Source organism: Kribbella soli (genome assembly GCF_004331345.1).
In the GTDB taxonomy this organism is placed as follows: Bacteria; Actinomycetota; Actinomycetes; order Propionibacteriales; family Kribbellaceae; genus Kribbella; species Kribbella soli.
Genome location: NZ_SJJZ01000001.1, coordinates 2,015,553 through 2,037,290 on the forward strand (window position 1 = coordinate 2,015,553; position 21,738 = coordinate 2,037,290).

The window sequence follows — 21,738 nt, forward strand, 5'->3', positions numbered from 1 at the left end:
AGTGCACTTTAAGTCAACTAGAGAACCGCAGCGAGAACGAGCGCCAGGATCGGCGGCACTGCTTGGGTGGCGGCGGCGCGGACCATGCGACGGTCGGAGGCGACGAGCACGATCCCCGCGCCGGCCATGCACGCGCAGGCGAAAAGCGCGATGGTGTGGCCCTTGTCGCCACCCCAGATCAGCCCGCCGAGCGCACCGATCGCCAGGAACAGGTTGTAGAAGCCCTGGTTGAACGCCCACGGCCGAGCAGTCTCGACCTCGGTGTCCTTCACCAGGAACCGCCGGTAGGTGCTGGGCTTCCGGAACAGCACGCTTTCCATGGCGAACACGACCACATGGAACACACCCGCGACACCAACGAAGATCTGCGCGATCACGCTCATGCCCGGAAGGTACCGCTACGCCCGCCAATCCGTGGCGAAGGCGCGCGCTGGGTTGTTCCGGAACACCGCGTCGGCGATGTCCGCACCGAAGTACCGCGTGATCCGCGGCCTGAGGTGCGTCAGCAGGTACGGCATCCCCGGGCCCTCTCCGGTCGCGGCCCGGGCGCGCGCCGTCGTGGTGTCGCCGCCGAGGAGCAGGCGGTCCGCGTACCCCGCGTCGATCAGCGCCGCGAGGCAATCGGTCAGCCGCGGATCGGTCGCGTTGTTGGCCCTCGACGGCCCGTCGAACGCCAACCATGCACCCCGCTGCGCCAGCTCGAGATGCACGCGATGATCGGGAAACCGGTTCAGATGCCCGAGAATCACGGCGGCCGGGTGTACGGTGAGCTCGTCGACGAGCAGATCGAGTACGGCGTCCGCGGCGGAACCGAGCTCGTGATGGATGGCGATCGGCGCGTTGGTCGCGTGATGAGCCTCGGCCGCTGCCCGCATCACGAGCTCGGCATGTACGTCGAGCACATGGAACCCGCCGGCCACCTTGATCAGCCCGGCGCGGACCTGGGTGTCACCGATGCCGGCCGTCAGCTCGCGGACGAAGATCTCGGCCAGCTGGTCCTGCACCTTGTCGACGTACCCGTCCGGGTAGTGCTCGCGCCGGTGCATACCGGTCGCGGCGACGATCGAAACGCCTGTGCTGGTGGAGATTCCGGGCAGGAGACCGGCTTGCCGGTTCAGTCCGTGCGGGGTCCATTGCACGATCGCCTGGCCGCCTGCTTCCGCAAACGCCCGTACCTCGGCGACCGCGGCGGCCTCGTCGTCCAGCTCCTGCCCCGGCAGCACAGCCGAGCGGAAGAACAGGTGGTCGTGCGCGTCGGTCACGCCGAGCGCTTCCGGCACGAGGTCGTCCAGGACCGTACGGATCCGCATCAGAGCCTCTCTGTCAGGTCACGGCACCAGCAAAGATACCGTCGGGTCAACCGCGGAGGGCGGTCAGTACGGCGAGGACCCGGCGGTTCACGTCGGCCGAGGGTTCCAGTTGGAGCTTGCGAAAGAGGTTTGCGCAGGTTGCCTCGACGGTGCGCTCGCTGATGTGGAGCTCTCCGGCGATGGACGAGTTGGATCGTCCCTCCGCCATCAGCGCCAGGATGTCTCGCTCCCGACTCGTGAGCTGGGTCAGGGGCGAGTCCGGACGCCTTCGCTGCATCAGCCGCGACACGATGGTCGGGTCGAGGACGCATTCGCCGTCGGCGACCCGCCGGAGTGCATCCACGAGTACGGCGATATCGGACACCCGCTCCTTGAGCAGATAGCCGACGCCACCGGGTTGATCCGCGAGAAGCCGGGATGCGTACCGGCTCTCGACGTACTGGCTCAGCACGACCACCGCCGTATCCGGGTAACGCTCGCGGATCCGACGAGCAGCCACCAGCCCTTCGTCGGTGTGGGTCGGCGGCATCCGGATGTCCACGATCGCGGCATCCGGCGTACCGAGTGCGACCAGGCGGAGCAGTTCGTCGGCATCAGCGGCCTCACCGATGACGTCGATGCCGGCGTCACCGAGCAGCCGTGCGAGGCCCGAGCGGATCAGCATGACATCGTCCGCGATCACGACTCGCATGGGATCACCGCCGTCACGACGTAGGCACCGGCCTCGGGATCAGACCAGGTGACCGCTCCCCCGACCGCACCGACCCGATCGCCGACCGCCGTGAGATCCGGTGTCCGGATGGTCGCGGACTCCGTCTCCACACTCACGGTCAGCGACTCCGCGACCTGGCGGACCTCGATCCGGCACCGTGTGGCAACAGACGGCTGTACGACGCTACCGACTGCGGCAGCGACGGTCGCATAGGCAGCCATCGCCACCTCCGTTGTCAGCGCGTCAGTGACCTGCATCGTGAGCTCCGCCGGTACGTCGGATGCCGCCACGAGCTCGACCAGAGCCTGCTCGAGACCCTCGTCGGCGAGCACGCTCGGAAACACCCCGTGCGCCAGCCGACGCAACTCGCTGAGAGCGTCGCCGACCTTGTTCTCCACCCTCTCGATCGTGATGCGCGTGTCGTGGTCGGCATCGGCGCGGGCAATGCGCAACTGGAGACCTACGCCGACCAGCCGTTGCTGCGCGCCGTCGTGCAGGTCGCGCTCGATCCGCCGGCGTTCGCCGTCCGATGCCGCGACGACCCGGCGCTGTGACGCGCGTACCTCTGCCAGTCGCGCTCGAGCGACCGTCGACAACTGTGCATTGTGAAGCGCCAACCGGGTCACCGGGGACAGGCCCGCGAGGATCTCCGCCGGGTCCACACTGCGAGCGACAACGAGCCGAACGGTCGGCTCCGAGCCGTCGGTCAGGACGACAGTTCGGTCTGGCTCAGGTGGGACCACAACGGCAGCGCCGGACGGGTCGAGCCACCGGTCCGCCCCGGGCACCGCGAACTGAACATCGACGACGGCGCCGCGCCGTACGGACTCTGCCGACAGACCGGCCACCACTCTCTCGACTGCGGCGCGGGTCCGCAGCACACCAAGGTGCAGCACGCACACCGCCGCTCCAACAGCGGCGACGGCCAAGGGTTCCAACGGGAGTCTGACGGCGGACAGCTCGATGCTCTCAAAGATCAGCCACCGTACGACGGTCAGCCCTCCGAGCGCCGTCAGAGCAGCCAGCGCCGCGCCGCTCACCAGCCGAGACGAACGGTTCATGAGAGTCGCGGCGACGGCCGATCCACCGATCACAACGATGCTGACGATTGCCGCTGTGGTGATCGCCATCGCGGCGCGGGTCCCGACCAGCTCGCCGAGGAGTGGGGAGACGTCGGCGCAGGTCTGGGTGCAGCCCGGATCGGCGAGGGGGTCATACGCGAGCACATGAACGCCGGCGGCAACGACGGCGATCCCCGCGATGACCATCACGAGCCGGTCCGCTCGTGGCTCTACTCGGGCCGGCCAGAGTAGAGCCGCCGCGGCGATCGCCGCCACGGCCAGCGGTGTCGTCGCGAGAGTAGCGGCGCGCAACGAGTCCGGCAGCCACTCCTGCGAGGCCCACAGCGGCAGGATCGCCGCAACGCCGGCCAGAGCGAGCGCTGCCGAGGCGCGGCCGCTGTGCGAGCGTGCGGCCCAGGCCCCTGCGACGGAGACGGTGGCGGCCACGGCGACGACCAGGATGTACCAGGCAGGCAGCCGCTGAAGCCGGGATGCGTTCGGATTCGCGAACGCGAACGGCAGGACGCAGACCACCACGACCGCGGCCGACAGCACCGTCGCGGACACAGCCAGGCCCGCACTGCGCGCCGCTACCACCGGACCTGCCCCGCCACCATGGTCACGCTTCTCATTGTGCGCTTGTGAAGTCACAGTTGGGTGCAGTGGTAGCCACATTCGATCCGCGTGCCAGCACGGTCGGCGGAAGAGTGCGCCACTCGTAGCGTCTGGAGTAGCGGACGTTACTCAGCGTCCAAATCTTCTGGACGTAGGGGGAGGAACCATGAACGGAGTGCGCAAACGCGGCCTCAGCTACGGCCTCGTCGGCATCATGCTGATGGCACCGCTTGGCTGTGGTGCGAAGGCTGTCGACAAGGCCGGCGGGGACAGCGCCGTACTGACGCTGGCCACCATCGACGACGTGAACAACAACGGTCAGTCGTTCGGCCCGCAGGCCTTTGTCGACAACCTCCGCACGGTGTCCGGCGGCCGGCTGAAGGTCCAGATCAAGAAGAACTACGGCGCGGGCGACGCAAAGGCTGAATCCGCCATCGTGAAGGCGATCGCGGCCGGTGAGATCGACGGTGGCTGGCCGTCGACGCGAGCGTTCGCAGGAGCCGGGATCACCAGTCTCCAGGCCGTCGAGGCGCCGATGACCATCACCAACTACGCCGCGGAGAAGCAACTGGTGACCGCACCGGTCGCCAAGACCCTGCTCGCCGGCCTGGACAGCACCGGAGTCGTCGGCCTCGGACTGGCAGTCGGACCGCTCCGCCGGCCGTTCGCCGCGAAGCAGCCGCTGCTCGGACCGGCTGACTGGACGGGTACGCCGTTCCGGACCTACAACTCGCCCGTGCAGGAGGAGGCCATCCGCGCGCTGGGCGGTACGCCGGTGAACTTCGGGATCGAGTGGGGCGGCGAGATCAAGGCCGGTCGCCTTCGCGGCGCCGAGTTCGACGTCCCGCAGTACGCCAAGACCGACACTGCTGTCGCGCCCCAGGTCACCGCCAATGTCGTGCTGTGGCCGAAGGTCTTCGTCCTGAGCTTCAGCCGGCAACGGTTCGATGCCCTCACCGACCAGCAGCGGAGCTGGATCCGGGATGCGGCGGAGCGGGCGACGAAGACCTCCGTCGACGCCAGCTACGAGGAGTCGACCATCGCCGGCGACATGTGTAGTGACGGCGTCCGTTTCATCAGCGCCACACCAGGTGAGGTCGCCGGCCTGCGCAGGAAACTGCAGCCCGTACTGGATCGGCTTGCAGCCGACCCGAAGAGCGGGCCGATGCTGAAGGAGATCCAGGCCATCGCGACGGCCAATCCGCTGGCTGACGTCCCGAACGTGCCGGAAGCCTGCCGGCAGACGGGTAAGGAAGCGCCTGCGCCCAAGATTCCTCAGGAGGTCTCCGCGCTGCCGAACGGTGTCTACCGGGTGGAAATCACCCTCGAGGACGTGCACGCAGCAGGTCTGGACAACTCGGACGGAACTTCGGGGACCTGGACTCTGACTGTGCGGAACGGGACGTTCGAGAGCCGCTGCCGGCCCATCGGCGATCCCGAGGATGACTGCGGTCACACCATCACCGACGGCCCGCTCGTCGTCGGCGATCTCCGCGGCACCGGTCACCAGGTCTGGCTCGTGCCGAAGGGAAAGGACCGGCCGTTCCACCTCATCTGGGCAGTCGACGGCAACAGTCTCACCTTCAGCCAAGCATCAAGCTCGTACCCGTCCGAGATGGACATCGAGCCGTACCAGAAGATCGGCTAGGACAGCCGACGCCGACACGGGACGGTGGCAGTCACCGTCGTACCGGCTCCGGGTGGACTCTCCACCCGGAGCCGGCCGTCGAGGACGGCCAATCGGTCGGACAGGCCGATCAGCCCCGACCCGGAAGCATCGGCTCCACCGCGCCCGTCGTCGGTGATGCTGACCTGCAGCACATCGCCGTACCGGCGTACGTCGATCTTGATCCGGCCGGCGCCGGCGTGCTTGGCCGCGTTGGCCAATGCCTCTGAACAGACGTAGAACAACGCGGTCTCGGCGTCGGCGTCACCGGCAGAGTCGTTGCCGTAGCCAACCACCACCTCGACCGGAGCTCGTGCGGCCAGGATTTGAAGGGCATCGCGTAGCCTCCCTTCCCCCAGCGTCGCGGGTGGAATGCCTGCCACCAGGTCGCCGATCTCTGCGATCGCGGTGGCGAGTTCTGCTTCCACAATGTCCAGCGCGGTCGCGGTCCCGACCTGTACGTCGGCCAGTTGGGCCTGGGCGTCGCTCAAGAGGGCCGCCACGTTCTGCCCCAGCTCTTCTGCCACCTCCTCGCGCTGACGGTCTGCGGCTGCGACGACGCGCGCACGCGCTGCCTCCAGTTCGCGCAGCCGGGCGAGCTGCTCGTCCTGGAGCCGGATGTTGGCCACCGCCAGCCGCACGGCTGTCTCGACCGCCCGGGCTGTGAGCGGATCCTCGAGCGCCGCCGACTGATGCGCAACGACAGCGACCGGTACGTCGGCCTCGCTCACCATGAGCAACTGCCGGTCTGCATGCCCACCGGCGAAGTCCTGCCAGCGGTGGACTCTGAGGCTCGGATCGCCGAGCGCCCCGCCGAGTACCGAGGCGAAGCCGTCAAGCCCGGTCAACGGTCGACTGACCAGGACCGCGTCGGCGAGCCGTCGCCGTACTCGGAGCGCCGACCAGTACGCGACGGGGAAGGTCACAGCGACCAGTCCGAGGACGACCTGGTAGTCAAGAAGGGCGAGCGCCGGATCGAACGATTCCTTGCTCTGGGCGAGCGACCAGCTGACGCCAAGTGTCACTGCCACCGCGCCGGCCGCCGCCACCGGATACCACCGAGCGCTCGGTGGGCGCATCGCGGCGCAGACGGCAACCAGAGCGAAGAGCAGAGCCACCCCGGGTTGCGGGACGAGGCCGAGAGCAACCACTCCCGCGAACGCGGCCACCAGCCAGGCGAATCGGCCGCGGATCAGGCCAGTCGGAAAGGCCACCAACGCCACCGCAAGCACCGCCTGATGCAGCGGGAGGGCCTGCACGAACACAGATCCGAGCAGCCAAGCACCGCCGACGACGGCAACCATCACTCGCTGACGAGCCGGCCCGGTGGGCAAGCCCCCAGCAAGGATGAAGGCGACACCGACAGCGATGTCCACAGCGGTCCGCCACCCGTCGACCTGCGATGCCAGGTCTGCCCGCACGGCCAGCATCACCAGCCCACCAGTTGCGACCACCCCAGCCGCGAGCCTGACCATGCCTCCGACTGTCGCCCGGCCGGCTTCCAACAGCAAGTGCAAGGCCCAGTCGGGGTGACTGGGCCTTGCAGTGGGTCAGCGGCTTCGGCGGGAGCTGCCGGCGCGCGAGCCTGCGGAGAACGCAGCGGCTCCGGCGGGACGGGCCGCTGATCCCGGAGTGCTCGTGCTGTAGCTCTTCGGGCCGCCCGAGCCGGCGCGGGACTTGGAGCGACCGGAGCTCCGCGAGCCACCGGACGCACGAGTCGCCTGGCCGGAACCCGTTTGGCTTGACCGCTTGCCAGTCGCCTGCTGAGCGGGGCCCGAAGCGCGCCGGCGGCGATTGCCTCGGCCCGATCCGCTGCCGCCCGAGCTCGCGACGCGTTCCTGCTGGACCGGCCTGGCCGTCGGCGCGACGAAGGCTCGTTCGCCCGGGGCCAGCTCGGACAGCAGCGGGTGGTCGGCGCCGAGCTTGGTGACCTTCGGCGCGATACCGGCCTTGCGGGTCAGGTCGCGGACGTCGCGAACCTGGTCGTCGGTCATGAGGGTGACTACGGTGCCTTCGGCTCCTGCGCGGGCCGTGCGGCCCGAGCGGTGCAGGTACGCCTTGTGCTCGATCGGCGGGTCGGCGTGGATCACCAGCGTCACGTTGTCGACGTGGATGCCACGGGCCGCGATGTCGGTGGCGACCAGCGTCTTCGCCGTACCGTCGGAGAAGGCCTCCAGGTTGCGCGTACGGGCGCCCTGGGACAGGTTGCCGTGCAACTCGACCGCGGGAACGCCTAGAGCGATTAGCTTCTTGGTGAGCGACTTGGCGCCGTACTTCGTCCTGGTGAACACCAGCGAGCGGCCCGGCGCGGCCGTCAGGTCGACGAGAACCGGGAGCCGGGTGTCGGGCTGGACGTGCAGGACGTGATGCGTCATCTGGGAGACCGGCGAGCGGGCCGAGTCGACGCTGTGCGTGACCGGGTCGGTCATGAAGCGCCGGACAAGAACGTCGACGCCGGCGTCCAGCGTGGCGGAGAACAGCAACCGCTGCGCTGTGGCAGGCGTTGCCTCGAGGATCCGGCGTACGGCGGGCAGGAACCCGAGGTCGGCCATGTGGTCGGCCTCGTCGAGCACGGTGATCTCGACCGCGCCGAGCTTCGCGTGACCGGCCTGGACATGGTCCTCGAGCCGTCCCGGGCAGGCGACGACGATGTCGGCGCCCTTGCGCAGGCCGGTGATCTGCGGGCCGTGACCGACACCGCCGAAGATCGTCATCGAGCGCAGGCCGAGCGTGTCGGCGAGCGGTGCGATCGAGGCCTGGATCTGGGTCGCGAGCTCGCGGGTCGGAGCGAGGATCAGCGCGCGCGGGTAGTTGGGGCGGCGCTTGGTGGTACTGGCCGCGAGCCGGGCGAGGACCGGCAGGACGAACGCGTAGGTCTTGCCCGATCCGGTCCGTCCGCGACCGAGAACATCCTTGCCGGCCAACGAATCCGGCAGCGTGGCGGCCTGGATCGGGAACGGCTTCTCTACCCCGGCCGCGGCCAGGGTGGCCACCAGCCGATCGGGTACGCCGAGCTCGGCGAAGCTGCGGTTGTCGGGGGCAACCGTTTCGGTCACCTCGTCATCGTTGCTGATGGCAACTTCGAGCTGCTGCTCGGCGACGGCGGGCTGCTGGTTGCGTGCGGCACCGGAACGGCGCCGGCGTCGCGGCCGTGACTGCCCGTCCCTGGCCGGCTGGTCGCCGGCGGGCTTGCGGGACTGGGAGGTGGATTGGTTGGACGTGGTTGTAGACGTGAGGCGGCGAGCCGCCATAGTGGTACTCCAAAAGTTCGGGGGTCGTCCTGCCCGGCGCGGCCGGTGGGCCGCGGCGCGTGGTGGTCGACTGCTGGCGCACAGTAGTTGCGCTCACCGGCCCGAGGCAGAACTGGGCGGGCCGTCCTCAGCAGTTTACGGCACAACTGGGCCGTTTCTTACGGGACGCTCGTCACACGGGTAGGTTCTGCACGTGACTGAACAGTTTCGGGTCGACCCGCCGACGGTCGCCGACGAGCGGGCAATGCTGCAGGGATACCTCGATTTCCATCGGGGGACGCTGCTGTGGAAGCTCTCCGGGCTCACCGATGAGCAGCTCGTCCAGCGCGCCGTGGACCCGTCCAGCATGTCGTTGATCGGACTCGTCCGGCACATGAGCGAGGTCGAGAAGTACTGGTTCCATCGCGCCCTGGCCGGCCACGACTCGCCCCCGAAGTACTGGAGTGCCGAGTTCCCCGACGGCGACTTCGACCATGTCGATCCGGCGATCGTCGCGGAGGACCTCGAGGACTTCCGCCAGATCGTCAAGACCTCGGACGCCCTGGCCGCGAACTACGCGCTGGCCGACACGTTCCTCCGCCCCGGCCAGGAACCGCCGCACTCGCTCCGCTACCTCTACATGCACATGATCCAGGAGTACGCCCGCCACAACGGCCACGCCGACCTCCTCCGCCAACGCCTGGACGGCGCCACCGGCGAGTAGGCCTTACGGCTTGATCGAGTTGATCAAGCCGACAATGTCGGTGGTCACGCCTCGGACGCCGGGGATGCGGGTCAGGCGGAGCAGACGGTCCACGAGCGGGACGGCGCGGTCGATCAGGGCGCGGCTTCGGCGGACGTCCTCGGACTGGTCGTGGACCCAGAACAGGACCACGCCCATCTGGAGCAGCCAGAGCAGTTCGGGGAGTTCGGCCTTGAGGTCGGCGGCCAACTTCAGGTCGGAGCCGTCGATGACGCGCCGGAAGATCTCGACACTCGCGTCCCTCGCCGGGCGGGATTCCTCGCTGAACGGCGACAGCGGACTGCGCGGATCGGCCGCCGTCTTGAAGAACGTGCCGGCGAACTCGTGGTACGGCGCGGACACGTCCAGCCAGGTCCGCAGTACGCCGGCCAACCGCGGCACGAACGCCTTCTCGGTCACGAGAATCGGCTCGACCGCCTCGCGGTGCTGGTCCTGCAGCAGGTCGTAGTACGCCTGCATGAGGTGGTCCTTGGAACCGTAGTAGTAGTACGCGTTCCCCACCGACACGCCGGCCTCGTTGGCGATCGCGCGCATCGTGGTCTTCCCGTACCCCTGCTCCCGGAACAACCGCAGCGCGGTCGACAGGATCAGCTCACGTGTCTGCTCACCCTTCGCGGTCGCACTGTCCGTCACACCCGTCAGCGTAATCACCTCCACTCAACCGCCGCAGCCCCGCCGCCGCTTGAACGATCGCCCGCGCCACCGGCCGCATCGCTGGACTCGCCAGCCGTACGGCGGTGTGCCGGTGTTCCCCCGTGGCCCACAGACACACGATCCAGGCGCGATCGCCGACGTACACCGACCCGTCGTCGGCGACCACCGTCACGTCCCGCAGCGTCGCGTCATGATCCAGCGCGGGGTAGAGCGCCCGCGCATCCGTCGACCCCGCCGCGACGAACCGCAGACGCACCACCCCGCCATACCCGTCCGGCGCCGGGTGCTGCGCCGCCAGCCAGTCCTTGAACCGGCGGCACATTCCGCAGTGGGCGTCGTACAGCACCGTCAACTCACGCACGGCCGGGCGGCCTTCAATATCCGTACCGGGCGGCCTGCTCGGTCATCGTGACCGGCTGGATGTTGTCGTTCGGCGGCACCGGCGGGCGGGTCATGCTGTCGAGCCGGCTGCGGGTGCGGATCTTGTTGAAGATCCACACGTTCGTCAGGTGCACCACGCCGAGCACCAGCATCACGATCCCGAGCTTCACGCTGAGCTGCTCGAACACCCCGCTCGCGTCCAGCACCGGGCTCCCGCTGCGCAGGAACAGCGTCACGAACCCGAGGTTGATCAGGTAGAAGCCGACCACCAGCAACCGGTTCACTGCGTCGGCGAAGTCGGCGTTCCCGTGGAAGACGTCGACCAGGAAGATCCGCCCGTTCCGGCTCAGCGTCCGCGCCACCCAGATCGTCAGCGGTACGGCGATCAGCAGGTAGACCAGGTACGTCGTGACTGTCATGTCCATCATGATCCCCACTTCTTGAACACGTTCAACTCTATCGGTCCTGACCGTACGCCGCTCTTTTGAACATGTTCAAGTCAGGTGTCACGTGATCTGGATCTCGTCTGGGTGAGAATGGCGACCATGACGACCTGGGTCTTCGACGGAACCGTTCTTCCCTCGGGCGACACCGCCCGCCTGACGTTCGGCCAGGACCCGTCCGGCGAGCGACTGCCCGGGCGGTACGCCGTACCGGGCCTGGTCGACTCGCATTGTCACCTGACGCTGGCGGGCGGCCCGAACGGACCGGTCCTGCGCGGCGCGGACTTCGCCGCCGAGCGACTCGGGGAGCTCGCCGACGCCGGGGTGAGCGCGGTCCGAGACGTCGGCGGCAACCGCGAGGTCACCCTCGAACTCGCCCGGACCGCGGACCCCGACCGCCCGCTGGTCCTCGCGGCCGGCCGATTCCTCGCCCCGAACGGCCGGTACTTCACCGACGCGTACGAGCCGGTCGCCCCGGAGGACCTGCTCACCGCGGTCGAGGCCGAGATCGCCGACGGCGCGACCTGGCTGAAACTGGTCGGCGACTTCCCCGAGGTCGGCCCGGACGGCCCGATCCGCGGCAGCAAGGTCGCGCCTTCGTACGACATCGAGGTCGTCGAGGCGATGGTCGAGCTGGCCCACTCACGCAACGTTCGCGTCGCGGCGCACGTCAACACCGACCACGTCAGCGAGCTGATCCGGGTCGGCATCGATTCGGTCGAGCACGGTACGGCGCTCACCGAGCAGGACCTGCAGGCGCTCGGCGCGCGGGGTGGTGCGTGGACGCCGACGCTCTGCGCCTCCGTCAGCCCGAGCCCGGACGAGACCCCGGAGCGCAAGGCGAAGCGCGAGGAGCGATCGGCGTACCTCGCGTCGGTCCTCCCGCTCGCCGAGCGGTACGGCGTCCGCGTGCTGACCGGATCCGACGCGGTCGGCACCGTCGCCGCCGAGATCGACCAGCTCGTCCGGCACGGGCTGACCGTGGAGCAGGCGATCACCGCGGCCTCGACCGGCGCGCAGGACTTCCTCGGTCTGAGCGGCGCCGGCAACCTCGTCACGTACGACGCGGATCCGCGCGAGCATCCCGGCGTACTCGCGACACCAGCTGCGGTCGTCCTCAACCAGCGGCGGATCTCGTGAAGGAGAAGGATCTCGACCGCTGGGTCGAAAGGTACCGGAAGGCGTGGGAGAGCAACGATCCCAAGGACATCGCCGCGCTCTGGACCGAGGACGCCGTCTGGTACCGGAGGCCGGACGAGGACCCGGTGACCGGCCGGGACGCGATCGTGGCGGTCTGGCTCGAGATCGCCGACGCGCCCGGCGAGACGACGTTCGAGTACGAGGTGCTCGGGTTCGGCGACGGCGTCGCGTTCGTCCGCGGCTGGACGACGTACCTGACCAATCCGCCGGGCGAGTTCAGCAACCTCTGGGTGATCCGGCTGGACAAGGACCGCGCCTACGAGTTCACCGAGTGGTGGATGGAAAAGCCGCGCTGAGCTAGGGTCGTGGACAGGCGCTCAGGGTGCCACCGGTCCGCGGGAAGGGCTCAGCCCACCTGGACGATCGCTGTGGTGTGGCACCAGTTCACCTCCTTTCTCGCCTGACGATGCGGACAGCAGGCTCGTAGAGAGGAGGTCGGCGATGCCGACCCGGAATCTTCCGAACGACCCGCACCTCGATCACCTGCGCGGTCAGGCCAAGACCCTGCTCAAAGGGGTCCGTGCCGGTGAGGGCGCAGCCCTCGCACTGGCCGCCGAGTTCCATCCCGTGGAGACACTGGCGGACGCGCAGCTGGTGATCGCGCGCAGCTACGGATTCCCCAGCTGGCCGCGGATCGTGCGGCACCTCGAGCTCGTGGACCGCTACAGCCGCTCACCCCACCGGCAACCCGTCGGTGGCCCGCTCGACACTCCCGAGCAACGGGCCGACGAGTTCCTCCGCCTCGCGACCTTGCACTACGGACAAGACGATCCAGCCCGCCAACAGTCAGCGCGAGACCTCCTGGAGCGTTACCCGGAGATTGCCCAGAGCAACATCCACACCCAGGTGGTGGCCGGCGACCTGAACGGCGTACGGGCGAACCTCGCGCAGGCGCGCACCGAAGGCGGACCGTACCGCTGGGAACCGCTCCTCTACCTCACGTACAACCGCCTCGACGCGCCGAACCAGGTCGAGATCGCCCGTCTCCTGATCGAAAACGGCGCCGACCCGAACGCGGGTTACCTCTGGCAGGGCATGCCGTCACCGTTCACCGCGCTCACCGGCGTCTTCGGCCGCGGCGAAGGCGATCAGCCACCGCACGCGCAGCGCGTCGAGCTGGCCCGGCTCCTCCTCGACGCCGGCGCCGACCCGAACGACAGCCAGACGATGTACAACTGCGGTCCCGGCTGTCCCCCGCCGTACGACGACGTGCACCTGGAGCTCCTGCTGGAGTACGGATTGGGCCGCGGCGACGGCGGCCCGTGGCACGAACGGATGACGACAGCACACCCGACCCCGCAGCAACTGCTCGAGGACGAACTGGTCTTCGCGTCCTCGGCCGGCCTGCTACACAGGGCCGAACTGGTACTTGCCCAAGGCACCGATCCGGAGGGCGTCGGAACCAGGCACCCGGTGTTCGGCGGCAATCGCCCGTACGAACTGGCCGCCGTACAAGGCCACGCCGAGATCGCGGAACTGCTCCGCGCTCGCGGCGCCGCGCCGTTGGACGAGATCCACGAGGTGTACGCCGCGGCGATGCGTGGTGAGACACCGGACATCGACGCCGACCTGGCCGCACGCGCGATCGCCCGCACCCCGCACCTTCCCGTTCGCGCGGCCGAGGTCGGGCGGGCGGTGGCGATGGAACCGTTGCAGCGTCTCGGGTACGACCTGAGCCGGATCTCGGGCGGTGCGGCGCCGATCCACCGCGCCGCGCTCAATGGTCATCTGGAGACGGTCAAGAAGCTGATCGAACTGGGCGCCGACCCGAACCTACGCGACCCCAACTACAACGGGAACGCGCTGGGCTGGGCCGAGCACAATCACCAGCAGGCAGTGATCGACTACCTCAAGGGCTTACCGCAAGGAACAGGAACGCACTGAACACCGCGAGGTGAACGGCGCCCTGCAGCAACGTCGCCCGGCCCGTCGAGAGGGTGAACATGCCGGTCACGACGGTCAGCGCGAACAGCACCAGCTCCTTGCCGCCCAGCCCGAGGATGAGCGGTCCGTCCAGCCAGATCGAGGCGATCGCGATCGCTGGGATGGTCAGACCGATGCTGGCGAGCGCTGAGCCGAGCGCCAGATTGACGCTGGTCTGGAGACGGTTCCGCAGTGCCGCGCGTACTGCGGCAACCGTCTCCGGCAGCAGCACGAGCAGCGCGATCACGACACCGACGACAGCCAGCGGCGCGCCGGCCGACTCCACCGCGGACTCGAGCTTCGGCGACACGGTCTTCGCGAGCCCGACCACCGAGATCAGGCAGACGAACAGCAGTCCGAGGCTCAGCAGCGCGGTCTTCCCGCTCGGTGCGGCCGCGTGGTGGTCCTCGTCCTCGTCGACGTCACCGTCCGGAGCGACCGGCAGGAAGTAGTCCCGGTGCCGGATCGTCTGGATGAACACGAACACGCCGTACAGCACCAGCGACGTGACACCCGCGAACGCCAGCTGCGCCGAGCTGAACCGCGGTCCCTCCGCGCTCGTCGTGAACGTCGGCAGCACCAAGCTCAGCGTGACCAGCGCGGTCGTCACCGAGAGCGCGGAGTACGACGCCTGCACCCGGAACCCCTGCACGCGATGCCGCAGCGAGCCGACGACGAGCGCCAGCCCGAGGATCCCGTTGCAGGTGATCATCACCGCGGCGAACACGGTGTCGCGGGCCAGCGACGCGGCCTTCTCGCCACCGGACGCCATCAGCGTGACGATCAGCGCGACCTCGATGATCGTCACGGCGAGCGCGAGGATCAGCGTGCCGAACGGTTCCCCGACGCGGTGCGCGACGACCTCCGCGTGATGCACGGCGGCGATCACCGCGGCACCGAGACCGAGACAGACCAGGATCAGCAGTACCGCACCGAGGTCGCGGTGCCAGGTGCCGAGCAGGACGACGAAGGCGAGCGGCGGCACGGCCAACGTCCAGCGCGGCAGCCCTTGGATCACGGAGTTTGTCATCCTCAAACAGCCTATCGGGAATCCCCCTTGGCAACCGGCGAACCCGTGGGTGATGCTTCTCGCAAGATGACTGTCGAAATCAGGAACGCGACCGCAGACGACTGGCCGGCCATCTGGCCGTTCTTCCGGGAGATCGTCACCGCGCGGGAGACGTACACGTACGACCCGGAGCTCACCGAGGAACAGGCCCGCGGGCTGTGGATGTCACCGTCCAGCTCGCCGCTCGCCCGGACCACCGTCGCGGTCGATGCCGACGGCACCGTTCTCGGCAGCGCGAACATGTACCCGAACCGCCCCGGTCCCGGCGCCCACGTGGCCAGCGCCAGCTTCATGGTCGACGGGAATGCGCGCGGCAAGGGCGTCGGTCGGCTGCTGTGCGAGGACATGATCGCGTGGGCCGGCCGCTCCGGGTTCCGCTCGATCCAGTTCAACGCAGTCGTCGAGACCAACGAACCCGCCGTACACCTCTGGCAGTCCCTCGGCTTCCGCATCGCCGGCACCGTCCCGGAGGCCTTCGACCACCCCAAACTCGGGTACGTCGGCCTGCATGTGATGTACCGCCCGCTCCCATGAGTCGCGCGCGCCGAATGTGGAAGGCCCTCGAGCCGTACCACGCGATCACGTACTTCTCTCCCGAGACGCGGAAGGCGACTGACGCGCTCGGACTGAAGGGCGGGTGGATGAGCTACTTCGGCTGCCGCGCCGCGCCTCTCGGCCCGGTCGGTCCGGAGATCGTGGCCGCCGGGTTCTACAACTTCCACCCGGCGATGGTCGCGCGATCATTGCCAGACGCGTGGAGCTACGCCACCCCGGCCCAACTCCTCGAGGCGCGTCTGACCGCTGTGGACAACGCCGTACGCCGGCTGTTCCCGGACTCTGATTTCGGGCGGGCGGCTGAGCTCGGGCGGCGTGCGGCGGAGATCGCACCGGTCGCGGGGCGGCCGATTGCGGCGGCCAACGCTGCGCTGGAGTGGCCGGACGAGCCGCACCTGGTGCTCTGGCAGGCGACCACGATCCTGCGGGAATCGCGGGGTGACGGGCATGTCGCAGCGCTCGTCGCCGCCGGCCTCAGCCCGTGCCAGGCGCTGGTGACGCTCTCCGCGGCGGGCGGACCGTCGAAGGAGGTCTTCCAGCTCAACCGGCGGTGGAGCGATGAGGAATGGTCGGCCGCCGAGGAGGACCTGCGCAGTCGTGGACTGCTGGACGCCGATGGAGGGCTCACCGAGAGCGGGCGCGCGGTGCGGCAGCAGGTGGAGGACACCACGGACTCATTGGCGGAACAGGGTTGGCGAGCGTTGGGTGACGAGCTGACCGTCGAGTTGCACGATCTCGTCCGTCCACTGAGCGCCGTACTGATGTCCGACGGGCTGATCCCGTCCGACAACCCGATGGCTATGCGCTGGGACTGACCCGGTCGGCCAGCGCGCGGAGCGATTTCGCCAGCTCTGCGCCGGTGGGTGCGCTGTCCGGGTCGAACATGCGCTGCGCGACGACGCCGAGGAGCATCGCCTGCAGGAGTGACCCGATCGCCTGGACCTCCTGCGGGTCGGCGTCGGGGGCGACTCCGCCGAACATGTGCGCCAGGCCTTCGCGGGCCTCGCCCTGCATCTTCGAGAGGTCCGACACCAGCTCGGGCATGCGCGCGCCGAGGCTGAGCACCTCGAACTGCGCCGTCCACAACGCCCGCAACCGAGGATTCGCCAGCCCGTCGACGATCCGTCCCCAGGTCGCGACGAACTGCTCGCCCGGCGCCCGCGCGGCCGCACGCGCCGGGTCTGCATCGCCGCCCGCGACCTCGGTGGCCCATTCGTTGATCAGGAGTTCGCGGAGGGCTTCGTTGAGGAGCGTTTCCTTCGAGCCGAAGTGGTACCCGATGGCCGCCAGGCTGACCCCGGCCGCGGTCGCGATGTCCCGCGCCGTCGTACGGCTGTAGCCCTTCTCCAGCAGACACGCCTTCGCGCCCTCGACCAGCGCTTCGCGGTTTCCCATGTCCGAGACTCTAACACAGCCGTCTCATACGATCGTCTTGCACATTTGTCTAAGACCGTCGTACAGTCGTCGCACCAACAACTTCTGGAGGGGTTCCGATGACGACGGTTCTGATTTCCGGTGCGAGCGTGGCGGGTCCGGCGCTGGCGTACTGGCTGCAGCGGTACGGGTACCGCCCGACGGTGGTCGAGCGGGCGCCGGCGCCGCGGCCCGGTGGGTACGCGGTCGACTTCCGCGGTGCGTCGATGACCGTGCTCGAGCGGATGGGCATCCTGTCCGCGGTCGAGGAGCGCGCCACCCGGATGGGCGCGATGACGTACGTGAAGGAGACCGGGAAGGTCACGGCGAAGACGTCACCCGCGGCGTTCAGCGGTGAGCTCGAGATCCTCCGCGGCGACCTCGTCGACATCCTGTACGAGCTGACCGCCGGCACGACGGAGTACATCTTCGACGACTCGATCGCCGCAGTGACCCAGGACGAGTCGGGCGTCGAAGTGGTGTTCGACAGCGGTACGACGCGACGGTTCGATCTCGTGATCGGCGCCGACGGGCTGCACTCGAACGTTCGGCGGCTGGCGTTCGGCGCGGAATCGTCGTACATCCACGACCTCGGCTACTACGCGTCGGTGTGCACGGTCGAGAACCACCTCGGCCTCGACCACACCGGGCAGATCTTCAACGTGCCGGGCAAGACCGTCGGGACCTACAGCGCACGCAGCAACACCGAGGCGAAGGCCCTGTTCTACTTCGCCTCCCCGGACCTGACCTACGACCGGCGCGACGCCACCGCCCAGAAGGCGATCGTCGAAGAGCAGTTCGCCGGCCTCGGGTGGGAGGTGCCGAAACTGCTCGACGGTTTGCGGACCGCGCCGGACTTCTACTTCGACTCGATCAGCCAGATCAAGCTCGACAGCTACTCGCGGGGACGGGTCGCCCTGGTCGGCGATGCCGGGTACTGCGCCTCGCCGCTGTCCGGGATGGGTACGAGTCTCGCGATCGTCGGTGCGTACGTGCTTGCCGGTGAACTGCACGCGGCCGGCGGCGATCACGTGCGGGCGTTCGCGGCGTACGACGTACGGATGAAGGGCTTCGTCGAGGCCTGTCAGCAGCAGGCGGTCGACGGGGCGCGGTGGTTCATCCCGGCGAGCAAGTGGTTCCTGAAGGTGCGCAACCTGACGTACCGGCTGATGCCGTACCTGCCGTGGCGGAACGTGATCCGGGAGATGTCGCTGAAGGTCGGGAACGCGATCGAGCTCACGACGTACGAAGGCCTGCCTCAGCAGCACGAAGTACCGCGGCCGTGAGCGCGTCGAGGACACCGGACTCGAGCTTCCAGTGCTGCCAGTACAGCGGTACGTCGATGTACTTGCCTGGAGCAACTTCCACCAGGCGGCCGGCGGCCAGCTCGGGTCCGGCCACCTGGTCCTCGATCATCCCCCAGCCGAGCCCGATCCGGACCGCTTCGTGGAACGGCGCGGACGCCGGGATCGCGTGCGACGGCGGATCCAGTTTCCGCCGGGTCACCTTGCGGACCAGCCGGTGCTGCAGGACGTCCTTCTCGTTGAACACGACCATCGGCGCCTCGGCGAGCGCTTCCGGCAGCGGCTTGCCGACCAGCCAGCGTTCGGCGTACTCCGGGGTGGCGAGCGGCAGGTACCGCATCTTTCCGAGCCGTACGACGCGGCAGCCCTGGACCGGTCGCGGGTCCGCGGTCACCGCGGCCAGGACCGTGCCGTTGCGGAGGTACTGCGCCGAGTGCTCCTCGTCCTCCTGGTGAACCAAGAACCTTGCGTGGTGGGTCCGGGACAGGTCGAGCATCGCGGGCAGGAACCAGTTGTTGAGCGAATCCGCGTTCACCGCGATCGGGATCCGCTGCGCGTCGACCGTGCCGCGGACGGCGGCGATCGCCTCCAGTTCGAGCAGCGAGACCTGGCGGGCGAGCCGGAGCAGGGCCGCACCCGCCGCGGTCGCCCGCGCCGGCTTGCCGCGCATCACCACGACCTGACCGAGCCTGCTCTCCAACGCCTTGATCCGTTGACTGACCGCGGACGGCGTCACACGCAGCCGCCGGGCAGCGGCATCGAAGCTGCCTTCGTCGAGGACGGCCACGAATGTCTCGAGCTGCACGGAGTCGAACTGCATGATGAAGCAATCCTAATGGTGCATCAGAATCTTTAGCTGGTTTGAAGCCGATCGACTGCCTACCGTCGAAGACATGCCCCTCCTCGCCGGCTTCGCCACGGCTTTGTCGCTGATCGTGGCGATCGGCGCCCAGAACGTGTTCGTCCTCCGCCAGGGTCTCCGCCGCGAGCACGTTCTCCCGGTGGTCCTGACCTGCGCGCTCTCCGACGCGCTCCTGATCGCCGGCGGCATCCTCGGCCTCGGCGCACTCCTCACCCGCAGCCAACTGGCCCTCGACATCGCCAAGTTCGGCGGCGCCGCCTTCCTTTACGCGTACGCGTTCCTCGCCGCGAAACGAGCCTTCAACCCCGGCGCGATGACGGCCGCCGACCACGGGCCGGCCGCCCTACGCAGCGTCGTACTCGCCTGCCTGGGCTTCACCTACCTCAACCCACACGTCTACCTCGACACCGTCGTACTCCTCGGCTCGCTCGCAAACCAACGAGGCACCGACGGCCGCTGGCTCTACGGCCTAGGAGCCGTCACCGCCAGCTTCACCTGGTTCTTCTCCCTGGGCTTCTTCTCCCGCAAGCTCTCCACCCTCTTCGCCCGCCCCCGCGCCTGGCAACTCCTGGACTCATCCATAGCCCTCCTCATGACCACCCTCGCCACCTGGATGCTCCTCTCCTGATATCCACAGCCCCAGATTTCTGCGGATCGTCGACTTTCGCCCGGTGTACGCTTGTTTGCAACACGGCCAGCCCCTCTGCCTCGAGGCACGGGCTGGTTTTCTTTTTCCTGGGGGACCCCGATGACCGCCTACACCAAGCCCCATCTCGCCTTCACCGACCAGGTCAGATTGCTGACCAGTTGGGTGGGTCTGTGATGAGTTCCGGTGTGGACGTGACGGTTCTGTGTGATGCGGTGGCGGTGTTTCCGGAGGGGCTGGCCGACGCGTTGCCTGGGTGGGGGGATGTCGAGGCGGAGTGGACTCGGCGGGTGATGCCGGGGAATGTTCGTGGGGATGGGTGGCTGCTGCATTTTCACAGCTATTTGGTGGTGTCTGAGTCGGGTGTGGTGTTGGTGGATGCGGGGGTTGGGCCGGCTGGTGGGGAGGCGGCCGAGTGGTTGGGGGTTGCGGGGCGGTTGCCTCAGTTGATGGGGCAGGTGGGGGTGGAGGCGGCGGACGTGGATGCGGTCGTGTTGACGCATGTGCATCTGGATCACGTGGGGTGGGTGTCCGACGGGATGCAGCCGGCGTTTCCGCAGGCGGAATACGTCGTACAGCGGGATGAGCTCGAGCATGTGCGCGGCGGGTCGACGTACTCGCACCGGATTCGGCCGATCGAGGATGCCGGGCAGCTGCGGGTGGTCGACGGGGAGGTCGCGCTGCGCGGGATGCGGTTGGTGCCTACGCCGGGACACACGCCTGGGCATCAGTCGGTGGTGACGGAGCGGGCGATCCTCGGTGGTGATGTGCTGGTGCATCCGGCGCAGGCGCGGTGGCCGGAGCTGACGTACGTGTACGAGCGGGACCCGGCGGTCGCCATCACCTCACGCCGCAACCTCCTCGCGCTGGCAGCCGCAACAGGCGTCCCCATCGCCGCCGCCCACCCACACGCACCCTTGTCGGCCGACGCCTCGCCCGTAGCTGTCCCGTCGGGTGGGAACGGAGTGTGCCCGCCGTACCGGCTTTAGCGGTAGCCGGTGGTGTCGGCGGGCTTGCCCGCGTGCTCGACCTCGACGATGTAGCGCCAGGCGTCGGGGCGGGAGCCGTCCAGGTCGGTGAAGTTGTAGACCTGGGCCAGTTCGCCGCTCGACGTGGACTTGCCGTTCCAGCGTCGTACGTCGGGGTCCGCCGCGAGGGCCGCCACGGCGCGGCCGACGTACGACGGGCTTTCAGAGATCGCGAAGTGCGGGATCCGTTCGGTCGCGTCCCGCCAGTTGTCCTCGCGGACGCCGAACCCTTCGAGCATCGCCTCGGACCGCAGCCAGCCGGGCGTGAGCAGTACGGCGGTTGCTTCGTACTTGTCCAACTCGTGCGCCAGCGCGAACGCGACCCGACCGACCGCACCCTTCGCGACGTCGTAGAAGAACGAGACGCGGTAGTTGTCGGCGTTGAACTCGCTGGTGCCGTCGGTCATCTCGATCACCAGGCCGCCGGGTGACTTGATCAGCAACGGCAACGCGTAGTGGCTGGTGATCACGTGCGTGTTCACGCCCAGCTGCAGCAACCGGAGACCGCTGTCGAGATCGCTCTCCCAGACGGTCTTGTCCCACTCAGGCTCACTGTGCTGACCCCAGATGTCGTTCACCAGGATGTGCAGCGCGCCCTGCTCGCGCTCGATCCGCTCGACGAGTTCACGGACCTGGACCGGATCCAGATGATCCACAGGTACGGCGATGCCGTGGCCGCCGGCCTTCTCGACCAGTTCCGCGGTCTCCTCGATTGTCTCCGGCCGATTCATCTCGGACCGCCGGTCCCGCGTGCTCCGACCGGTCACGTACACGGTCGCGCCGGCCGCGCCGAGCTCGACCGCGATTCCTCGTCCGGCTGCCCGGGTCGCCCCGGTGACCAGCGCCACCTTCCCCGCCAACGGCTTCATGCCGCCCTCCTTATCCATACGTTGTACGATTATG

General features: G+C 68.6%; 23 protein-coding genes. 10 read left to right on the top strand and 13 right to left on the bottom strand.

What is annotated here, in order from left to right; genetic code table 11:
- Nucleotides 1-17: 17 nt before the first annotated feature.
- Genes E0H45_RS10070 through E0H45_RS10085 form a run of 4 tightly spaced genes read right to left on the bottom strand, consistent with a single transcriptional unit; the run spans nucleotide 18 to nucleotide 3,680 of the window.
- Complete coding sequence (locus E0H45_RS10070; protein WP_131336373.1) at nucleotides 18-383, bottom strand: DUF1304 domain-containing protein; 366 nt, start codon at nucleotides 381-383, stop codon at nucleotides 18-20.
- 15 nt (nucleotides 384-398) lie between these two features.
- Nucleotides 399-1,310, bottom strand: coding sequence for a phosphotriesterase family protein (locus E0H45_RS10075; protein ID WP_131336375.1), 912 nt, complete (start codon nucleotides 1,308-1,310; stop codon nucleotides 399-401).
- 46 nt (nucleotides 1,311-1,356) lie between these two features.
- Nucleotides 1,357-2,001 carry a response regulator transcription factor gene (locus E0H45_RS10080; protein WP_131336377.1) on the bottom strand — a complete coding sequence of 215 codons (645 nt, stop codon included), beginning with the start codon at nucleotides 1,999-2,001 and terminating at the stop codon, nucleotides 1,357-1,359.
- A complete protein-coding gene (locus tag E0H45_RS10085) occupies nucleotides 1,989-3,680 on the bottom strand; it encodes a sensor histidine kinase (protein WP_165546399.1) in 1,692 nt (563 codons plus the stop codon). The genes E0H45_RS10080 and E0H45_RS10085 overlap by 13 nt, the downstream gene beginning before the upstream one ends.
- Nucleotides 3,681-3,864: 184 nt before the next feature.
- Here E0H45_RS10085 and E0H45_RS10090 point away from each other — a divergent pair, with 184 nt between their 5' ends.
- Nucleotides 3,865-5,346 (top strand): TRAP transporter substrate-binding protein, encoded by a 1,482-nt coding sequence (locus E0H45_RS10090; protein WP_131336379.1) that lies wholly within the window; start codon nucleotides 3,865-3,867, stop codon nucleotides 5,344-5,346.
- Here the strand turns inward: E0H45_RS10090 and E0H45_RS10095 are convergent.
- Nucleotides 5,343-6,839 carry a sensor histidine kinase gene (locus E0H45_RS10095; protein WP_131336380.1) on the bottom strand — a complete coding sequence of 499 codons (1,497 nt, stop codon included), beginning with the start codon at nucleotides 6,837-6,839 and terminating at the stop codon, nucleotides 5,343-5,345. The two genes, E0H45_RS10090 and E0H45_RS10095, sit on opposite strands and share 4 nt — an antisense overlap.
- A 75-nt stretch (nucleotides 6,840-6,914) precedes the next feature.
- Nucleotides 6,915-8,615 carry a DEAD/DEAH box helicase gene (locus E0H45_RS10100; protein ID WP_238154886.1) on the bottom strand — a complete coding sequence of 567 codons (1,701 nt, stop codon included), beginning with the start codon at nucleotides 8,613-8,615 and terminating at the stop codon, nucleotides 6,915-6,917.
- Nucleotides 8,616-8,808: 193 nt separating this feature from the next.
- On the opposite strand from E0H45_RS10100, the gene E0H45_RS10105 reads away from it, so the two are divergent.
- On the top strand, nucleotides 8,809-9,318 hold the full coding sequence (locus tag E0H45_RS10105) for a DinB family protein (RefSeq protein WP_131336381.1): 510 nt from the start codon (nucleotides 8,809-8,811) through the stop codon (nucleotides 9,316-9,318).
- 3 nt (nucleotides 9,319-9,321) lie between these two features.
- On the opposite strand, the gene E0H45_RS10110 is transcribed toward E0H45_RS10105, so the two are convergent.
- Genes E0H45_RS10110 through E0H45_RS10120 form a run of 3 tightly spaced genes read right to left on the bottom strand, consistent with a single transcriptional unit; the run spans nucleotide 9,322 to nucleotide 10,820 of the window.
- Complete coding sequence (locus tag E0H45_RS10110) at nucleotides 9,322-9,990, bottom strand: TetR family transcriptional regulator (RefSeq protein WP_131336382.1); 669 nt, start codon at nucleotides 9,988-9,990, stop codon at nucleotides 9,322-9,324.
- Nucleotides 9,962-10,372 (bottom strand): thiol-disulfide oxidoreductase DCC family protein, encoded by a 411-nt coding sequence (locus E0H45_RS10115; RefSeq protein WP_131336384.1) that lies wholly within the window; start codon nucleotides 10,370-10,372, stop codon nucleotides 9,962-9,964. The genes E0H45_RS10110 and E0H45_RS10115 overlap by 29 nt, the downstream gene beginning before the upstream one ends.
- A 13-nt stretch (nucleotides 10,373-10,385) precedes the next feature.
- Complete coding sequence (locus E0H45_RS10120) at nucleotides 10,386-10,820, bottom strand: hypothetical protein (RefSeq protein WP_238154887.1); 435 nt, start codon at nucleotides 10,818-10,820, stop codon at nucleotides 10,386-10,388.
- Nucleotides 10,821-10,937: 117 nt separating this feature from the next.
- Here E0H45_RS10120 and E0H45_RS10125 point away from each other — a divergent pair, with 117 nt between their 5' ends.
- The 3 genes from E0H45_RS10125 (at nucleotide 10,938) to E0H45_RS10135 (ending at nucleotide 13,919) form a co-directional block, all read left to right on the top strand.
- On the top strand, nucleotides 10,938-11,975 hold the full coding sequence (locus E0H45_RS10125) for an amidohydrolase family protein (RefSeq protein WP_131336386.1): 1,038 nt from the start codon (nucleotides 10,938-10,940) through the stop codon (nucleotides 11,973-11,975).
- Nucleotides 11,972-12,331, top strand: coding sequence for a YybH family protein (locus E0H45_RS10130; RefSeq protein WP_131336388.1), 360 nt, complete (start codon nucleotides 11,972-11,974; stop codon nucleotides 12,329-12,331). The genes E0H45_RS10125 and E0H45_RS10130 overlap by 4 nt, the downstream gene beginning before the upstream one ends.
- A 145-nt stretch (nucleotides 12,332-12,476) precedes the next feature.
- A complete protein-coding gene (locus E0H45_RS10135) occupies nucleotides 12,477-13,919 on the top strand; it encodes an ankyrin repeat domain-containing protein (protein ID WP_131336390.1) in 1,443 nt (480 codons plus the stop codon).
- On the opposite strand, the gene E0H45_RS10140 is transcribed toward E0H45_RS10135, so the two are convergent.
- Nucleotides 13,885-14,988: a calcium:cation antiporter gene (locus tag E0H45_RS10140; RefSeq protein ID WP_131336392.1), complete on the bottom strand. Its 1,104-nt coding sequence runs from the start codon at nucleotides 14,986-14,988 to the stop codon at nucleotides 13,885-13,887. The two genes, E0H45_RS10135 and E0H45_RS10140, sit on opposite strands and share 35 nt — an antisense overlap.
- Nucleotides 14,989-15,054: 66 nt before the next feature.
- Between E0H45_RS10140 and E0H45_RS10145 the strand changes: the two genes are divergently transcribed.
- Both E0H45_RS10145 and E0H45_RS10150 read left to right on the top strand, forming a co-directional pair.
- Nucleotides 15,055-15,561 (top strand): GNAT family N-acetyltransferase, encoded by a 507-nt coding sequence (locus tag E0H45_RS10145; RefSeq protein WP_131336394.1) that lies wholly within the window; start codon nucleotides 15,055-15,057, stop codon nucleotides 15,559-15,561.
- Nucleotides 15,558-16,397: an SCO6745 family protein gene (locus tag E0H45_RS10150; RefSeq protein WP_131336396.1), complete on the top strand. Its 840-nt coding sequence runs from the start codon at nucleotides 15,558-15,560 to the stop codon at nucleotides 16,395-16,397. Before E0H45_RS10145 ends, E0H45_RS10150 begins: the two co-directional genes overlap by 4 nt.
- On the opposite strand, the gene E0H45_RS10155 is transcribed toward E0H45_RS10150, so the two are convergent.
- Complete coding sequence (locus E0H45_RS10155) at nucleotides 16,381-16,977, bottom strand: TetR/AcrR family transcriptional regulator (RefSeq protein ID WP_131336398.1); 597 nt, start codon at nucleotides 16,975-16,977, stop codon at nucleotides 16,381-16,383. The genes E0H45_RS10150 and E0H45_RS10155 overlap by 17 nt on opposite strands.
- Nucleotides 16,978-17,075: 98 nt before the next feature.
- On the opposite strand from E0H45_RS10155, the gene E0H45_RS10160 reads away from it, so the two are divergent.
- On the top strand, nucleotides 17,076-18,281 hold the full coding sequence (locus tag E0H45_RS10160; RefSeq protein WP_131336400.1) for an FAD-dependent monooxygenase: 1,206 nt from the start codon (nucleotides 17,076-17,078) through the stop codon (nucleotides 18,279-18,281).
- On the opposite strand, the gene E0H45_RS10165 is transcribed toward E0H45_RS10160, so the two are convergent.
- Complete coding sequence (locus E0H45_RS10165; protein ID WP_131336402.1) at nucleotides 18,232-19,119, bottom strand: LysR family transcriptional regulator ArgP; 888 nt, start codon at nucleotides 19,117-19,119, stop codon at nucleotides 18,232-18,234. The two genes, E0H45_RS10160 and E0H45_RS10165, sit on opposite strands and share 50 nt — an antisense overlap.
- A gap of 73 nt (nucleotides 19,120-19,192) precedes the next feature.
- Here E0H45_RS10165 and E0H45_RS10170 point away from each other — a divergent pair, with 73 nt between their 5' ends.
- Both E0H45_RS10170 and E0H45_RS10175 read left to right on the top strand, forming a co-directional pair.
- Entirely contained in the window at nucleotides 19,193-19,789 is a 597-nt protein-coding gene (locus E0H45_RS10170) for a LysE/ArgO family amino acid transporter (RefSeq protein ID WP_131336404.1), read from the top strand.
- 311 nt (nucleotides 19,790-20,100) lie between these two features.
- Nucleotides 20,101-20,796: an MBL fold metallo-hydrolase gene (locus tag E0H45_RS10175; RefSeq protein ID WP_238154987.1), complete on the top strand. Its 696-nt coding sequence runs from the start codon at nucleotides 20,101-20,103 to the stop codon at nucleotides 20,794-20,796.
- Here E0H45_RS10175 and E0H45_RS10180 read toward each other — a convergent pair.
- On the bottom strand, nucleotides 20,793-21,704 hold the full coding sequence (locus E0H45_RS10180; protein ID WP_131336406.1) for an SDR family oxidoreductase: 912 nt from the start codon (nucleotides 21,702-21,704) through the stop codon (nucleotides 20,793-20,795). The genes E0H45_RS10175 and E0H45_RS10180 overlap by 4 nt on opposite strands.
- Nucleotides 21,705-21,738 lie beyond the last annotated feature (34 nt).

Bases quoted from the DNA above. Each gene is read 5' to 3' on its own strand.
- E0H45_RS10070 (WP_131336373.1), bottom strand. From the start codon at position 383: ATGAGCGTGATCGCGCAGATCTTCGTTGGTGTCGCGGGTGTGTTCCAT.
- E0H45_RS10075 (WP_131336375.1), bottom strand. From the start codon at position 1,310: ATGCGGATCCGTACGGTCCTGGACGACCTCGTGCCGGAAGCGCTCGGC.
- E0H45_RS10080 (WP_131336377.1), bottom strand. From the start codon at position 2,001: ATGCGAGTCGTGATCGCGGACGATGTCATGCTGATCCGCTCGGGCCTC.
- E0H45_RS10090 (WP_131336379.1), top strand. From the start codon at position 3,865: ATGAACGGAGTGCGCAAACGCGGCCTCAGCTACGGCCTCGTCGGCATC.
- E0H45_RS10095 (WP_131336380.1), bottom strand. From the start codon at position 6,839: ATGGTCAGGCTCGCGGCTGGGGTGGTCGCAACTGGTGGGCTGGTGATG.
- E0H45_RS10100 (WP_238154886.1), bottom strand. From the start codon at position 8,615: ATGGCGGCTCGCCGCCTCACGTCTACAACCACGTCCAACCAATCCACC.
- E0H45_RS10120 (WP_238154887.1), bottom strand. From the start codon at position 10,820: ATGATGGACATGACAGTCACGACGTACCTGGTCTACCTGCTGATCGCC.
- E0H45_RS10125 (WP_131336386.1), top strand. From the start codon at position 10,938: ATGACGACCTGGGTCTTCGACGGAACCGTTCTTCCCTCGGGCGACACC.
- E0H45_RS10135 (WP_131336390.1), top strand. From the start codon at position 12,477: ATGCCGACCCGGAATCTTCCGAACGACCCGCACCTCGATCACCTGCGC.
- E0H45_RS10140 (WP_131336392.1), bottom strand. From the start codon at position 14,988: ATGACAAACTCCGTGATCCAAGGGCTGCCGCGCTGGACGTTGGCCGTG.
- E0H45_RS10145 (WP_131336394.1), top strand. From the start codon at position 15,055: ATGACTGTCGAAATCAGGAACGCGACCGCAGACGACTGGCCGGCCATC.
- E0H45_RS10150 (WP_131336396.1), top strand. From the start codon at position 15,558: ATGAGTCGCGCGCGCCGAATGTGGAAGGCCCTCGAGCCGTACCACGCG.
- E0H45_RS10155 (WP_131336398.1), bottom strand. From the start codon at position 16,977: ATGGGAAACCGCGAAGCGCTGGTCGAGGGCGCGAAGGCGTGTCTGCTG.
- E0H45_RS10160 (WP_131336400.1), top strand. From the start codon at position 17,076: ATGACGACGGTTCTGATTTCCGGTGCGAGCGTGGCGGGTCCGGCGCTG.
- E0H45_RS10165 (WP_131336402.1), bottom strand. From the start codon at position 19,119: ATGCAGTTCGACTCCGTGCAGCTCGAGACATTCGTGGCCGTCCTCGAC.
- E0H45_RS10170 (WP_131336404.1), top strand. From the start codon at position 19,193: ATGCCCCTCCTCGCCGGCTTCGCCACGGCTTTGTCGCTGATCGTGGCG.
- E0H45_RS10175 (WP_238154987.1), top strand. From the start codon at position 20,101: ATGCCGGGGAATGTTCGTGGGGATGGGTGGCTGCTGCATTTTCACAGC.
- E0H45_RS10180 (WP_131336406.1), bottom strand. From the start codon at position 21,704: ATGAAGCCGTTGGCGGGGAAGGTGGCGCTGGTCACCGGGGCGACCCGG.